The sequence below is a fragment of the Cytobacillus solani genome (assembly GCF_001420595.1).
GTDB lineage: Bacteria > Bacillota > Bacilli > Bacillales > Cytobacillaceae > Cytobacillus > Cytobacillus solani.
The window spans coordinates 2,471,286-2,486,860 of record NZ_LJIX01000006.1 but is presented as its reverse complement, the minus strand read 5'-3'; the positions used below and the strand labels follow the sequence as shown (position 1 = coordinate 2,486,860).

Genomic DNA, 15,575 nt, shown 5'->3' with positions numbered 1-15,575 from the left:
AGCGGTTGCTATTGGGTTAATTTATACTTTCAACACATTAAAGTATCTTGCCTCAGGATGGGCAAAGACGATAGCCGAAACGGATGCTTCTGGCTCCATCATACATCCATCTGTTAAATGAACTTCGATATCCTCCGGACAGATTAAACGGAAGAGCTTTTTCTGATCTTCTAAGTCCGGACATGCAGGATAACCGAAAGAATAACGCTGCCCATGATATTTAGCTGAGAAACGATCCTTCATTGTCATTTCAACTGGATCAGCGAATCCCCAACGGTCTCTTATTTGACGATGTATGAGTTCAGCAAAACCTTCAGCTGTTTCAAGGGCAAGCGACTGCAGGGCATGGCATTCTAGAAATCTGCCTTGTTCTTTTAAATGGTCTGCCACTTGACGAATCCCTCTTCCAGCAGTAACGGTAAAGAAGGCGACATAATCCATTTGTCCGCTATCTGTAGACTTCAAATAATCTGCTAGACAAAGATATGGTTCAACTTCCTGCCTTGGAAATTCAAATGTTTCAATAATAGCTGTTTGCTCTTCATTATATATAATCACCTTATCGCCATCTGACTGTGCAGGGAAAAATTGATAAACTGCGGCAGGCTTGATCCAATCATTTGCCTTTGATTCCTGAAGCAAGTCATTCACCATATCATTCATTTTAATCGCCTTCTCATCACCTTCATCAAGCAATTTTTCGAACTTGCCTTTTAAGCCAAGATGATGTCCGATTAGCATTTGCTTATTAATATAGGGTTCAATATGTGAAAGGGAATAGGACTTCAATAATCTTCGTTTTAGATCCATTGGAACAAAAACAGGAACATTTATATCTAATTTTGGTCTCATTTTTATGGCGGTTGCGGTATGCCATCCGATTCTTTCAAAAGGTACAGCATTCAAAGCAGCCGTTTGTTTTTCGACCTGCAGAAGCTTCAGTTTTTCTACTTCTGCAGGCTCCTGAAGCTGGTTGGCAAGTGAAAGGCCGTTCATCGCATCCTTTGCATAAAGAACGAGGCCATCATACTCTTTAGCGATTTTTGTATCGGTGAATTTTCGTGATAAGGCTGCACCGCCAACTAAAATTGGGATGTCAATTCCAGCTTGTTTTAAATCATGGGCGGTAATGACCATTTGTTGTGCTGATTTCACAAGCAAACCAGATAATCCGACCATATTGGGCTTTACCTTTTTTATCGTCTCTACTAGCTGCGCTGGTGCCACTTTAATTCCAAGATCAATCACTTCATATCCATTATTGCTTAAAATAATATCGACTAAATTCTTACCAATATCATGTACATCACCCTTAACAGTTGCAAGTACAATTTTTCCTTTTCCAGCTGTTGTGTCATCCTTTTCCAAATAAGGCTCAAGAAATGACACAGAAGTTTTCATCACTTCTGCACTTTGAAGTACCTCGGCTACAATTAGTTGATTATCATTAAACAATCGGCCAACTTCCTTCATTCCAGCCATTAATGGGCCATTTATGATTTCAAGGGGAGCAGGATAGACTTTAAGTGCCTCTTCGAGATCAGCTGTCAGGCCTTCTTTCGTTCCCTCAACAACATAATAGGCAAGACGTTCCTCCAGTGTCATATCAGGTAAAATACTTTTCTTTTCCTTTTTTTTATCACGATAAAAGTCTGTAAACTCTGCTAGCGCTTGATCCGTTGTTTCAAAAAGCAGCTTTTCTGCAAGCAGCACTTCTTCTTTAGGAATAGAAGCGAATCTCTCTAACTTTTCCGTATTGACAATTGCATAATCTAAGCCAGCTTGTGTGCAGTGATAGAGAAAGACAGAATTCAATACCTCACGACCGACAGGAGGGAGGCCAAATGACACATTACTAATACCTAGGATCGTTTGAACTTCGGGCATTTCTTCTTTAATTAACCGAATGCCTTCTACCGTGGCTTTTGCTGATCCAATATATTGTGCGTCACCTGTTCCAACAGGAAAGACAAGCGGATCAAAAATAATATCCTCCGGTTGAATACCGTATTTATTTACAAGTAATTTGTATGAACGCTTCGCAATTTCAAGCTTCTTATCAGCAGTAACACCCATTCCTTTTTCATCAATCGTACCCACGACCACAGCAGCACCATACGTATGAATAAGGGAAGCGGTCACTGCGAATTTTTCTTCTCCATCTTCAAGATTAATCGAGTTAATAATCGCTTTGCCCTGAGAGTACGTCAGAGCCTTTTCTATCACATTTTCATCTGTAGAATCAATGACTAGGGGAGCTTTCACTTTTTTGACAAGTTCTTTCATAAAGTTTTCTACATCTTCAAGCTCTTCTCGATCAGGATCTGCAAGACAAACATCGATTACATGGGCACCACCTTTTATTTGTGCGCGTGCAATTTCAGATGCCTCCTCAAACTTTCCCTCTCTTATCAGCCGCTTAAACTTTCGTGAACCAATGACATTCGTACGTTCGCCAACCATAATTGGACGAAGGGTAGGATCATCATAAATAAATGGTTCGATTCCGGAAACTTTATGAATTGTATTTTTTTCAAACACTCGCGGTGAATACTTTTTCATTTCTTCGGCAATTGCTTTAATGTGTTCAGGGGTAGTTCCACAGCAGCCCCCGACAATATTCAGCCAGCCTTCCGAAGCAAAGCCTCCTAGCTTTTGTGCTAACGTCTCAGGGGTTTCATGGTATTGCCCTTCCTCATCAGGCAGTCCTGCATTCGGATAACAGCTAATTGCTGTAGATGCAAGACTTGATAAGGATCGTATATGATCCTGCATGAATTCAGGGCCTGTTGCACAGTTTAATCCAACAGCCAATGGCTTCATATGTTCTAGTGAGATGTAAAAAGCTTCAATCGATTGTCCAGCAAGTGTGGTCCCCATCGGTTCAATCGTTCCAGATATAATAAGCGGCAATTGTTTACCCGTTTTTTTGAAAGCGTTTTGAATGCCAATGAATCCTGCTTTTACATTCAGCATATCCTGACTCGTTTCAAGTAGAAGAAGGTCAACATTTCCATCAATTAACCCTAGTGCTTGCTCCTCATAAGATTGAATTAGTGTTTCAAATGTCGTACCACCTGTAACACTTAATGTTTTTGTTGTTGGTCCCAGAGAACCAGCAACAAATCTCGGAAATTCATCTGTTGATAGTTGATCAGCTGCCTTTTTAGCAATCTGAGCAGATTTCTTATTAAGCTCATAAGACTTGTGAGCTAGCCCATATTCTTCTAAAACAACACTTGTTGCGCCAAAGGTATTTGTTTCAATGATGTCAGCACCAGCATGTAAGTACTCAAGGTGAATCCGTTCAATAAGAGAAGGGAGGGTAATTGTTAAATACTCATTGCAGCCTTCATATTCCTCACCGCCAAAATCATCTGCAGACAAATTAGCATTTTGAAGCATGGTACCCATTGCACCATCCATAATGAGAATTTTTTTCTCTAGTTGTTCAGTTAATACTGATTTTTGCATTTTTGTTCCTCCTCGTAATCTTAGCGCTCACTTCATGTGCATATAATGCTAATTCAGCAGTAAGATCAAAACGCATAAACGGTGTTATCAAGTAAATTCCATTAAAAAGTTCACATGCTGCATCGATTAAAGATTTCGCAATTGCTACTCCTTCACGAGCTGCATGGACTGGGTCATCCTTTAGATTGGCCATACGGCTGCGTATTTCTTCTGATATTTTTATTCCTGGTACCTCATTATGAAGAAACTCTGTATTTTTACTCCCTGTTAATGGCATAATCCCAATGTATATGGGCTTTTTTAAGTGTTTGACCGCTCCATGGATTTCCAATAATTTTTCCAACGAAAAAACTGGCTGGCTAACGAAATAATCTGCCCCATAAGTAATTTTCTTTTCCAGTCTTTGCACGGCTTTTTCGATGGATCGAACATTCGGATTAAAGGCAGCACCAACAGAAAAAACCGATTGTTCCTGTAAATGTTTTCCTGAGACAGAAATCCCTTCATTAAATTGTTTAATCATCTGAATTAACTCAAATGATGATAAATCGTATACGGAAGAAGCCCCAGGAAAATCACCGACTCTTGCCGGATCACCGGTTAACGCCAATACATCATATAGTCCTAATGTGTGAAGTCCCATCAAATGAGATTGAAGACCAATAATATTCCTGTCTCTGCATGTAATGTGTACCAATGGACGCATGCCCATTTCCTTTTTAACCCGATATCCTAGTGCTGAATTACAAATTCTTGGCGTTGCTAGTGAATTATCAGCAAGAGTTATGGCATCAATTCCAATTTCCTTAAAAGCCTTCACACCCTCGAAAAATTTTGCTGTATTAAGGTGCTTAGGGGGATCAAGTTCGACAATAACAGATGATCTCATTTTTACGATTTCCTCTAAAGGAGTATATTCTCTTACAGGTATATTTCCATCAGAAATACGTATCTGCTCACGTTTCTTAATTAATTTTTCTGAAATTGGAGGGAGGCCCTTGAGTTCAGATGCAAAGGCTTGAATATGATCAGGCGTTGTACCGCAGCATCCGCCAATTAATCGAACACCTTGATTTCGAAAAGCTTTTGCAGATTGTCTGAAATAATTTGGGTCTCCTTCATAATGAAATTTCCCATCCGTATAAGCTGGGATACTTGCATTTGGATAAGCCGATAAATAGGCTCGGCTAGGAAGGGGAATATCCTCTAATGTTACTAGCATATGATGGGGGCCAAGACGGCAATTTAACCCAACAACATCTGCACCAAGATTCTCGAGACGTTCGATAGCTTTTGAAATCGGTGTTTGATCCTGAAGAACACCGACTTCATGAAGGGAAACCTGGGCAATAATAGGTAATTCAGTTTCTTTCCGAACAATTTGGAGTACATTTTCCAGTTCTTCAATGTCATAATACGTTTCAAGTAATATACCATCTACCCCTTCAAGAAGGAGACAATAGAGCTGCTCCCGAAAACTTCTTTTTATCTCCTCAAGAAAAACCATATTTGGCTTCATTCCTCGGATTCCGCCAATCGTCCCAACTACATAGCTGTCTTTTCCAGCAGCTTTTCGGGCATTTCGGACTGCGGCAGTATTGATTTCCTTTACATTATCCTCAAGGCCATATCTTTGCAGCTTAATATAGTTGGCAGCATAGGAATTTGTTTGAATGAGGTTTGCACCCGCATGGATATATGCTTTATGAATTTGCTGGATTTGTTCCGCTTGGGATATATTTAATTCTTCAAAGCAGCAATCTGTCCCATAAGAATAGAGAAGGGTACCCATTGCTCCATCAGCAATGAGGATTTCATTTTTCATTCTTTCAAGTAAACTCATTTTCATCCTCCTCTATGAAATACTTTTTCTTCGAAACTACTTGCAGATAGTGCTGTCTTAAAGTCCCTTAATAAATCCTCTGAGTTCTCCAAACCAACAGAAAGGCGAAGGAGACTATTACTAATTCCTCGTTTTTCACGTTCATGAAGGGGCATGGCTGAATGGGACATTTTTGCAGGATAGGAAAGGATGGATTCCACAGCACCAAGACTCACAGCAAACACAGGAATTTTCACCTTTGAAACAAAATCTCTTAATATACTTTCATTTTCAAGTTCAAATGAGAGGACAGCACCAGCATCTTTTGCTTGCCTGCCTTGTAAAACATAGTGTGGATGGTCCTCCAGGCCAGGATAGTAAACATTTTTGATGGCTGGATTTTCCTTAAGGGCTTGGGCGATTTGTTTGGCCGATTGGATAGATTGAGCAAGTCTCACATGTAACGTTTTGATTCCGCGTAGAACGAGCCAAGCATCCTGTACACCAAGCACTGCTCCAAATGAATTTTGCAAAAATCCGATTTTATCTGCAAGAACTGGGTCCTTTACTACAGTAAGACCAGCAACAACATCACTATGCCCAGATAAAAACTTTGTTGCACTATGCAGTACTACATCTGCTCCTAAAGTTAATGGCTTTTGTAATGCTGGTGTTAGGAAGGTGTTATCAACGAAGGTTAAAGCCCCATGAGACTTAGCGATCGAGCTGATTGCTTTAATATCCGTTACTTTCAACAGTGGATTGGATGGAGTTTCAACGTAAAAGACCTTTGTATTTGGACGAATAGCTTGCTTAACATTATCTAAATCAGTCATATCAACAAAAGTATGGTTAATTCCATATCTTGAAAGCACTTCAGTTACAAAGCGGTATGTTCCGCCGTATACATCCTCTGTAATTACTACATGATCTCCCTTTGACAATAAAAGGAATGCAGTTGAAATTGCAGCCATTCCTGAAGAAAATGCAAAGCCTCTAGTTCCTTCCTCCATATCAGCTATAACCGTTTCCAATGCTTCTCTCGTTGGATTTAAGCTTCGGCTATAGTCATACTTTCCAAATGAATCGATATCATACTGATGGAAGGTAGATGCATGATGAATTGGAACACTGACTGCACCAGTTAGATGATCAATTTTTTGACTATTATGAAGAAGCTTCGTCTGAAAACTCCATGACTCTATCTCACACATTGCATACCCTCCGTCCGAGCTTTAGCAAAAGCCTGCTCTAAATCATTTATTAAATCTTCTACATGCTCAATTCCGACCGAAAAACGCAGTAATCGATTGCATACACCTGTTTCAAACCGGATATGTTCTGGAATATCAGCATGTGTCTGAGTTGCAGGGTATGTTATAAAGCTTTCTACTCCACCAAGACTTTCTGCAAAAGTAATGAGGCGAAGAGTTTGTAAAAACGGATTTACCCATCCTTCATCTTTGATTCGGAATGAAATCATTCCGCCTCGTCCTGGATAAAGTACATCGGTAACGGCATCATGTTCAAATAAAAATCTGAAAATTTCCTTTGCATTTCTTTCATGACGTTCCATTCTTAAAGATAGTGTTTTCATTCCACGTATAAGCAGCCAAGAGTCAAACGGACTTAATACCGCACCTGTAGCATTATGATTAGCAGCTAATGCTTCACAGATTTCCTTGCCCTTAGCTACGATAAGCCCTGCCAATACATCATTATGGCCGCCTAAATATTTTGTTGCACTGTGGATAACAATATCTGCTCCTAGTTTTAAGGGCTGCTGTAAAAGGGGGGTGAAAAACGTGTTATCAACAATCAGCAGAAGCTGATGCCTTTTCACAAAATAAGCAACCTCTTCGATATTGGTTTGCTCCATTAAGGGGTTCGTTGGTGTCTCGATAAAAATGGCCTTTGTTCGTTCAGTAATTTCTTTTTCCAGGACTTCAGCAGAAAAAGTTTGAACATATTTACATCGTAATCCCCATTGCTTACAGCCCTGTTCAAAAAGCCGATAAGTACCACCATATAAATCCTTTGAAACGATAAATTCATCGCCAGATTGAAAGAGGGAGAGGACGGTTAGAATAGCTGACATTCCTGAACTACACGCAAATCCTTGGTCGCCTTCTTCAAGCTCAGCAATTGCCTTTTCAAGCAATTGGCGTGTTGGATTTCCGGTACGGATGTAATCATATCCGGTTGATTGTCCAATTCCTTCATGCCGATAGGCTGTAGAAAAGTAAACGGGTGGATTAACTGTTCCTGTATCTAATTCGCTGCGATTGCCAATTTGGGCAAGGATTGTGTCGAGCTTATGCATTATTTACACTCCTTTTGTCTATAAAAATAAAAAAAAGCCTTCTTTAAGAAGAAGACTTTTTCATAATCAATAATTAGCCGTTCTTCTTATCTTTCAAGTTATAAAACTTGCAGGAATTAGCACCTTATTAATCTCATAGATTAATGGTTGCTGAGGTGTCTACGGGCCTTACCCTCGACCTCTCTTGATAAGAAATCATTATTTAATTATTTCAAACTTTACAACATTCTTATAATAAAAGTCAATGGATTTTAAAAAAATGTGTAAAGGTACAATAATATTATTATGTAAACTATCTATTCTTCTATATATTTTTCGAAAAAGGAAGTGATTAAAAAATTAATTGCACCATTTAACATTTATTTATAAGGATCATAAACACTTTTTTAGAATAAGTTTTTCCTTGGAATAGATAAAAAAAATATTTTTCACTATTTTCATATTAAAAACCTTTGAACAACAGGGTTTTACGTGGTAGAATGGCTTTGAAAACGATTTATCCTCTGAAAAATATTATTATTCTAATAATTATCATTTAATGTTAAAAAGTGGATAAATAGTTTATTATGCATTTAATACAAATTCAGTTATGGAGGTCATTTTCCATGAAAAAGCCATTGAATGGCGAAAAGCCTTTTGCTGAAGGCTTTCATGGCCCGAACCTTGGCTATGTCATTGAACTATATGAAGCATATTTAGAAAACCCTGAGTCTGTTGATCCTGAAATGAGAGCGTACTTTGAAACAACAGGATCTCCAGTTGTAGAAAATCGTACAGGGAAGACGGAAATTAGTGGTGTTAATCAAACTGTTCCGCAATTAGAAAAAACATTGTCTGCTATACGTCTGGCAGATAATATTCGCACATACGGCCATCTTGCCGCAAACATTTATCCATTAAATGACCATGAACCTGAAAAAATGCTTTTTGAGCTATCACATTACGGGTTAATAGAAGAGGATTTGTATGCAATCCCTGCTGGAGTCATCTGTAAAGATGCGCCAATTCCGCTAAAGAATGCGTATGATGCGATTGAATACTTAAAAAGCATGTATATGGGTACAATTGCATTTGAATTTCACCATGTATATGACGCAAATGAAAAGAACTGGCTGCGCCGAAAAGTTGAATCAGGCAGCTTAAAGCTGAAATTGCAAAAAGAAGAAAAAACTAAGATTCTAAAAAGATTGACTGAAGTAGAAGAATTCGAAAAATTTCTTCATCGCACATTTGTCGGTCAAAAACGGTTTTCAATTGAAGGGCTTGATTCAATGGTGCCTTTACTTGATGAAATAGTTGCAGAATCTGTATCAAAAGGGGCAAAAACCATTAATATCGGCATGGCTCACCGCGGGCGCTTAAATGTGCTTGCCCATGTGCTTGGGAAGCCGTATGAAATGATTTTCGCTGAATTTCAGCATGCTCCAAATAAAGAGCTTGTACCTTCTGAAGGTTCAATTGGGATTAGCTATGGCTGGACAGGAGATGTGAAATATCATCTTGGACTTGATAAACAAATTAAAGACGAAAATACTACAGTGACACGTTTGACATTGGCAAATAACCCAAGTCATCTTGAATTTGTCGGTTCTGTTGTCGAGGGATTTACACGAGCAGCACAGGATAATCGATCAACAAAAGGCTATCCAATTGAGAATTTAAACTCGGCAATGTCTATAATTATCCATGGGGATGCCGCATTCCCTGGTCAAGGGATTGTAGCAGAAACTTTAAACTTAGGTCAGTTGAAGGGATATAATACTGGAGGCTCCCTCCATATCATTGCAAATAATACAATCGGCTTTACAACAGAATCACGTGATTCACGTTCTACTAGATATGCGAGTGATCTCGCAAAAGGGTTTGAGATTCCGATCTTGCATGTGAACGCAGATGATCCGGAAAGCTGTATAGCTGCAGCAAGATTTGCTAGTGAATACCGTGAAAAGTTTCAGAAAGACTTCTTAATTGATCTTATCGGTTATCGCCGCTTTGGGCATAATGAAATGGACGAGCCAATGGCAACGAATCCATTAATGTATAAAATCATTAATGAACAGCCAACGGTAAAAGAACTGTATGGAAAGAAACTAGTAAATCAGTTAATCATAAACAAAGATACAGCTGACAAAATAGAAGAAGACGTATTAGTAAAACTGAAAGCTGCATATGAAAAAGTACCAGCAACGAAAAAAGAAACAGAAGAATTAAATCCGCCTGAAACGGTAGAAAAAGGCCTGCCAAAACTCAAAACAGCTGTTCCTTTTGAAAAACTTAAGGAAATTAACCGAGAGCTGTTAACATGGCCTGAAAAGTTTACTGTTTTCAATAAGCTAGACAAAATTCTAAACCGTAGAATGAGCGCTCTTGACGGAGAAAAGAAGATAGATTGGGGTCATGCGGAAACTTTAGCATTTGCATCCATTCTCCATGATGGAACTCCTATCCGCCTGACAGGTCAAGATTCTGAACGAGGCACATTTGCCCACCGAAATATTGTTTTACATGACAGCAGCACAGGTAAATCCTATTCGCCACTTCATTTATTATCATCGGCGAAGGCTTCCTTTGCCGTTCATAATAGTCCATTATCAGAAGCAGCTGTTCTTGGCTTTGAATATGGTTATAATGTATTTGCACCTGAAACGCTCGTTTTATGGGAAGCACAATTTGGAGATTTTGCTAACTCTGCACAGGTGATATTCGATCAATTCATCGCTGCGGGCAGAGCAAAATGGGGACAAAAATCCGGGCTTGTCATGCTGTTGCCACATGGTTATGAAGGACAAGGTCCTGAGCACTCGAGTGCACGCTTAGAAAGATTCTTAACACTAGCCGCTGAAAATAACTGGACTGTAGCTAACTTGACTTCGGCTGCACAATATTTTCATATTTTACGTAGACAGGCAGCGATTCTGAAACGTGAAGAGGTTCGTCCGCTTGTCATTATGGCACCGAAGAGTCTATTACGTCATCCGCTCGTTGCTTCTAGCGGACATGAGCTGAGTGAAGGCGATTTTCAATCAGTTATTGAGCAGCCTGGTTTAGGTCAAAATACGGATAAAGTAACTCGGCTTGTTCTCTCCACAGGAAAAATGGCTATTGATTTAGCAGATAACCTAAAAAATGTTGATAACCAAGAGTGGTTCCATCTTTTACGAGTAGAAGAAATCTACCCATTCCCGTTGGAAACGATTCAAACTATAATGAAACGGTATCCAAACTTAAAGGAAATGGTTTGGGTACAAGAAGAACCAAAAAATATGGGTTCATGGAATTTTGTTGAACCAAGATTACAATTTATTGCACAGAAGGAAATAGATGTTTCCTATATTGGCAGACGCAGAAGATCTAGCCCTTCTGAAGGGGATCCAAATGTCCATAAAAAAGAACAAGCACGAATAATAGAAGAAGCATTTATGCACAAGCAAGAGGGAGGAAATTAAGGTGGCAGACATAAAAGTACCGGAACTAGCTGAATCGATTACAGAAGGAACGATCGCCCAATGGTTAAAAAAACCAGGTGATTTCGTAAATAAAGGGGACTATGTTGTTGAGCTTGAAACAGATAAAGTAAATGTCGAGATCATTTCAGAGCATAGTGGGATTTTAAAGGAAGTTAGAGCAGGGGAAGGCGATACAGTTAATGTCGGTGAAACGATTGCCGTAGTTGATGAAAGCGGGGAAGCAGCTGCTGAGTCAGCAGCTGAACCTCAAGCCGTAACAGAAATAGCTCCAATTCAAGAGGCACCGAAACACGCTGCCTTACAAGAAGAAACGGTTCATGTAAGCAATGAGCAGAAGGGACAGCGTCCGATCGCATCTCCTGCTGCAAGAAAAATGGCTCGTGAGAAAGGGATTGATCTGACACAAGTGCCGACAGTTGATCCGCTTGGACGTGTTCGTGCTCAAGATATATCATCCTTTAGCCCTCGTGAGGAAGTGAAGCAGCAAGCAACACCAGTTCCAAAGCAGCAGGGTGCACCTGCCGTTCAGCCTGCTGGTAAAGAAGTTGAGCGTATTCGTATGACCCGCCGCCGTCAAACGATTGCCAATCGACTAGTAGAAGTACAGCAAACAGCAGCGATGCTGACAACGTTCAATGAAGTAGATATGACAAATGTAATGAACTTGCGAAAACGACGTAAGGATAAGTTTTTGGAAGAAAATGACGTGAAACTTGGATTTATGTCCTTCTTCACAAAAGCTGTTGTTGCTGCATTGAAAAGAAGCCCTTTATTAAATGCAGAAATTCAAGGTGATGAACTCGTTCTGAAAAAATTCTATGATATCGGGATTGCCGTGTCTGCGAACGAAGGTCTAGTCGTACCAGTCGTACGCGATGCAGACCGTAAAAACTTTGCGGAAATCGAAAAGGATATTTTAGATCTTGCCGAAAAGGCAAGAAACAACAAATTAGCCTTACAAGATCTGCAAGGAGGAACATTTACGATTACAAATGGCGGGGTTTTTGGTTCTCTATTATCCACACCTATTCTTAATGGACCACAAGTCGGCATCTTAGGCATGCATTCCATTAAACTGCGTCCAGTTGCTATTGATGCAGAGCGTATGGAGAATCGTCCAATGATGTATATTGCTTTGTCTTATGACCATCGTATTGTCGACGGTAAAGAGGCAGTTACTTTCTTATCTAGAGTGAAAGAATTAATTGAAGATCCTGAATCATTATTATTTGAAGCGTAATAGAGGAAGCAGGGTGGATGTTTGACACCCTGCTTTTTTGTATCATGCGAACTATTTTAAAAAAATAAAAAAGAGCGAAAGGCATCAAAACCTGTCGCTCCACTTCTGAAATTTTCTCATTTACTTTTTAAATGGTTTTAAACCTCGTTTTGTAATCTCCATTTTCAATATCCTAATCCATTCTTTCTCTAACCCAGACTTTAATGCATCACGATACGAGACGACCAATTGTTCATTACTCATAATCTTCATTCTGCATACCTCCTGTAATGGATTGAATATGAAGCTTTCATTCATTTTAATCGTTTCTACTACATTTGAAAACCCCCATTTTCAAAAAATACAAAAAAAGGACTTTTGAACCTTAAAAGTGAAGAAAAAAAGTGGTTTACCCTACATAGGTGAAAAATGGAAGCAAATCTATAGGAGAATGCAATGATGAAATTAGCGAAGTGGATATTTTTTATCCATGCTCATTCTTGTGCTTGCAGCTGATGCTCTCTTTTTTCTTTCCCTTTTTCCATTTACAATAGAAGTATCATACTAAGAAGGAGTGATTCTATGAACTTAGCACTTGATCATATTGTTCACTTTATTAAGGAACATCCTAATGTGGCAGTAGAAAAATGGAAGATGCGCGGTTTTCATGCTGTTATGGGCGGAAGCCATGAAAAATGGGGGACATATAATAGTTTACTTTATGTTGGAGAAGCATATATTGAATACTTAACGATTGAGAATACAGAAATTGCCTCTAAATCTGCTAATCCTTTAATCTTGCAACTTGTTAGAGATCTCACGAACGGAGAAGGGTTTGGTCAAATTTGTTTCCGAACGAATAATATGGTTGACTTGAAAGAACAGATCGAGAATAAAGGATATCAAACATATCCAATTTTTAATGGAAGCAGAAAAAGGCAAGATGGGTCTATAATTAGGTGGAAAATGCTTTTTATTAAAGACTCATCGAGCTTACCTTATCCATTTTTTATTGAATGGGAACAAGAGGATTCGGCTCGGATGAAAGATTTGAAAGATCTTGGATACTTGGATGAAAGTCTAACGAAACATTCCATTCATTTTATTCAAGTTGCTGTGAATGACTGCGAATCTGCAGCAAGGGATTGGGCAAATATATTTGATTGTACCTTACCGGATATTCATATGGATGAACATTCATCGGTGAAAAAGGCAGTACTTAAAGGAGAAACGTTTGAAATTCACTTTTGCCAGCCACATAGTGAGGACAGTCCTATACATAATATCCTATGTAAAAGAGGAGAAAGGCCATTTGAAATTCATTTTGACCCTGTTCTTGATACAAAGTCTTTTACTTTGTTTGGCTCGCAATATAGCTAAATAATAAAAAATGCGTTACAAACTAGTAGCGCATTTTTTATTCCATTTATCATTATTAGAAAATATTGAATATTACGTAATGTGTGATAACATAAAATGTAAGCGTTACAGGGTGGTTCTGTTTTTACTGTTTAAACGAAAGGGTGATGTTCATATGTCAGAGTTGTTACATTTCACTGTTGGGAAGCTATTAGAGGAAAAAGCACAGCTGCATCCAGATCATGAAGCAGTTGTCTACGCAGATAGAGGACTGAGGCTGACGTATAAGCAATTGGATGAATATTGTAGACGTGCTGCAAAAGGCTTGATGAAACTTGGACTGGAAAAAGGAGAGCATATAGCTGCATGGTCAACCAATACACCAGAATGGCTCATTACTCAATTTGCAACAGGTCAAATGGGAGCTGTGCTCGTTACTGTTAACACAAATTATCGAACAGCTGAGCTTGAATATTTATTAAAGCAATCTGATGCAACAACGATTATCCTAATGGAGCATTATCGAGATGCATCATACATAGACATGCTGTATGAAATCGTGCCAGAATTAAAAACGAGTGAACCTGGCCGCCTACAGTGCAGCCGACTTCCTTTCTTAAAAAATGTCATCGTGCTTGGTGAAAATCGATACCCAGGGACATTTAGCTGGGAAGATATTTTAGCTTTAGGTGAAGCAGTGCCTGATAACCTGCTTGATGAGCGCTTGAATAGCCTTGATCCAGATGATGTGATCAATATGCAATATACATCAGGAACAACTGGTTTTCCAAAGGGTGTCATGCTGACACATAATAATGTTGTAAATAATGCATTCAATATCGCTCATTGCATGCGTTTAACAAAGGATGACCGTTTATGTATTCCAGTACCATTCTTCCATTGTTTCGGCTGTGTAATCGGTACGCTCGCATGTGTTTCTGTTGGAGCAACAATGGTTCCCATTCAAGAATTTAATCCAAAAGCAGTACTTCAAACTGTTCAGGATGAGAAATGTACAGCTATCCACGGGGTACCAACTATGTTTATTTCCGAATTAAACGATCCTGATTTCTATCAATATGATCTTTCTACACTCCGTACAGGTGTAATGGCAGGATCTAATTGTCCCATTGAAGTCATGAAGGCAGTGATTGAAAAAATGGGTGTACGGGAAATTACGATTGCCTATGGACAAACTGAATCATCTCCTGTCATTACACAAACAAGAACAGATGATCCAATTGAACTGCGTGTAGAGTCGGTAGGTAAGGCTTTACCAAATGTTGAAGTAAAGGTGGTGGAACCGGGAACAGGTAAAGAAGTCTCAAATGGGATACAAGGGGAGTTATGCTCAAGAGGCTATCAAGTCATGAAGGGCTATTACAAAAATCCTGGGGCAACAAAAGAGGCAATTGATGAAGATGGCTGGCTCCATACTGGAGACTTAGCAGTGATGGATGAAAATGGCTACTGCAAAATCACAGGCCGTTTAAAGGATATGATCATCCGAGGCGGAGAAAATATTTATCCACGTGAAATTGAGGAATTTCTATACTCTCACCCAAGCATCCTTGATGTACAGGTTGTTGGTGTACCTGATGAGATATTTGGCGAAGAAGTTGTTGCATGGATTATATTAAAAGAAGGTAAATTAGCTACAAGCGAAGACATACGTGAATACTGCAAAGGAAAAATTTCTCGTCATAAAATCCCTCGCCATTTTGAATTTACGGATGCCTACCCAATGACAGCATCTGGTAAAATTCAAAAATACCGTTTGCGTGAGCAAGCGAAAGAAAAAATTGAAAGAGTAAATTCGATGAAATGAATTTTCCCAAGATCCATTATCCTCTTAATGTTTAAAACATGCTAAATAGGTGGTATATAACTATTGCCATCTTTTTAGAAAGA

9 protein-coding genes and 1 riboswitch are annotated in these 15,575 nt (G+C 39.1%); of the genes, 4 read left to right on the top strand and 5 right to left on the bottom strand.

Annotated elements, in window-relative coordinates; all coding sequences use genetic code 11:
- Window positions 1-21: 21 nt before the first annotated feature.
- The 4 genes from metH to AN957_RS14215 are packed head-to-tail and all read right to left on the bottom strand — an operon-like array spanning window position 22 to window position 7,619.
- Window positions 22-3,474 carry a methionine synthase gene (gene metH, locus AN957_RS14230; RefSeq protein ID WP_056684729.1) on the bottom strand — a complete coding sequence of 1,151 codons (3,453 nt, stop codon included), beginning with the start codon at window positions 3,472-3,474 and terminating at the stop codon, window positions 22-24.
- The gene (locus tag AN957_RS14225) at window positions 3,452-5,317 is read right to left on the bottom strand and encodes a bifunctional homocysteine S-methyltransferase/methylenetetrahydrofolate reductase (protein WP_053476139.1); all 1,866 of its coding nucleotides are present in this window, start codon (window positions 5,315-5,317) and stop codon (window positions 3,452-3,454) included. Before AN957_RS14225 ends, metH begins: the two co-directional genes overlap by 23 nt.
- A 2-nt stretch (window positions 5,318-5,319) precedes the next feature.
- Complete coding sequence (gene metC, locus AN957_RS14220) at window positions 5,320-6,510, bottom strand: cystathionine beta-lyase (RefSeq protein ID WP_056684725.1); 1,191 nt, start codon at window positions 6,508-6,510, stop codon at window positions 5,320-5,322.
- Window positions 6,498-7,619: a methionine biosynthesis PLP-dependent protein gene (locus AN957_RS14215; RefSeq protein WP_056684722.1), complete on the bottom strand. Its 1,122-nt coding sequence runs from the start codon at window positions 7,617-7,619 to the stop codon at window positions 6,498-6,500. The genes metC and AN957_RS14215 overlap by 13 nt, the downstream gene beginning before the upstream one ends.
- A gap of 83 nt (window positions 7,620-7,702) precedes the next feature.
- A riboswitch (SAM riboswitch) is annotated at window positions 7,703-7,813 on the bottom strand.
- A gap of 411 nt (window positions 7,814-8,224) precedes the next feature.
- Between AN957_RS14215 and AN957_RS14210 the strand changes: the two genes are divergently transcribed.
- Both AN957_RS14210 and odhB read left to right on the top strand, forming a co-directional pair.
- Window positions 8,225-11,065 (top strand): 2-oxoglutarate dehydrogenase E1 component, encoded by a 2,841-nt coding sequence (locus tag AN957_RS14210; RefSeq protein WP_053476136.1) that lies wholly within the window; start codon window positions 8,225-8,227, stop codon window positions 11,063-11,065.
- A gap of 1 nt (window position 11,066) precedes the next feature.
- Window positions 11,067-12,326: a 2-oxoglutarate dehydrogenase complex dihydrolipoyllysine-residue succinyltransferase gene (gene odhB / locus AN957_RS14205; protein ID WP_056684719.1), complete on the top strand. Its 1,260-nt coding sequence runs from the start codon at window positions 11,067-11,069 to the stop codon at window positions 12,324-12,326.
- 120 nt (window positions 12,327-12,446) lie between these two features.
- On the opposite strand, the gene sda is transcribed toward odhB, so the two are convergent.
- Window positions 12,447-12,578 carry a sporulation histidine kinase inhibitor Sda gene (gene sda / locus AN957_RS14200; protein WP_053476134.1) on the bottom strand — a complete coding sequence of 44 codons (132 nt, stop codon included), beginning with the start codon at window positions 12,576-12,578 and terminating at the stop codon, window positions 12,447-12,449.
- A gap of 309 nt (window positions 12,579-12,887) precedes the next feature.
- On the opposite strand from sda, the gene AN957_RS14195 reads away from it, so the two are divergent.
- Together AN957_RS14195 and AN957_RS14190 are read left to right on the top strand one after the other, a co-directional pair.
- Window positions 12,888-13,685, top strand: a complete 798-nt coding sequence (locus AN957_RS14195) for a VOC family protein (RefSeq protein WP_053476133.1) — start codon at window positions 12,888-12,890, stop codon at window positions 13,683-13,685.
- A gap of 163 nt (window positions 13,686-13,848) precedes the next feature.
- Window positions 13,849-15,492, top strand: a complete 1,644-nt coding sequence (locus tag AN957_RS14190; RefSeq protein WP_053477536.1) for an AMP-binding protein — start codon at window positions 13,849-13,851, stop codon at window positions 15,490-15,492.
- Window positions 15,493-15,575: the final 83 nt, after the last annotated feature.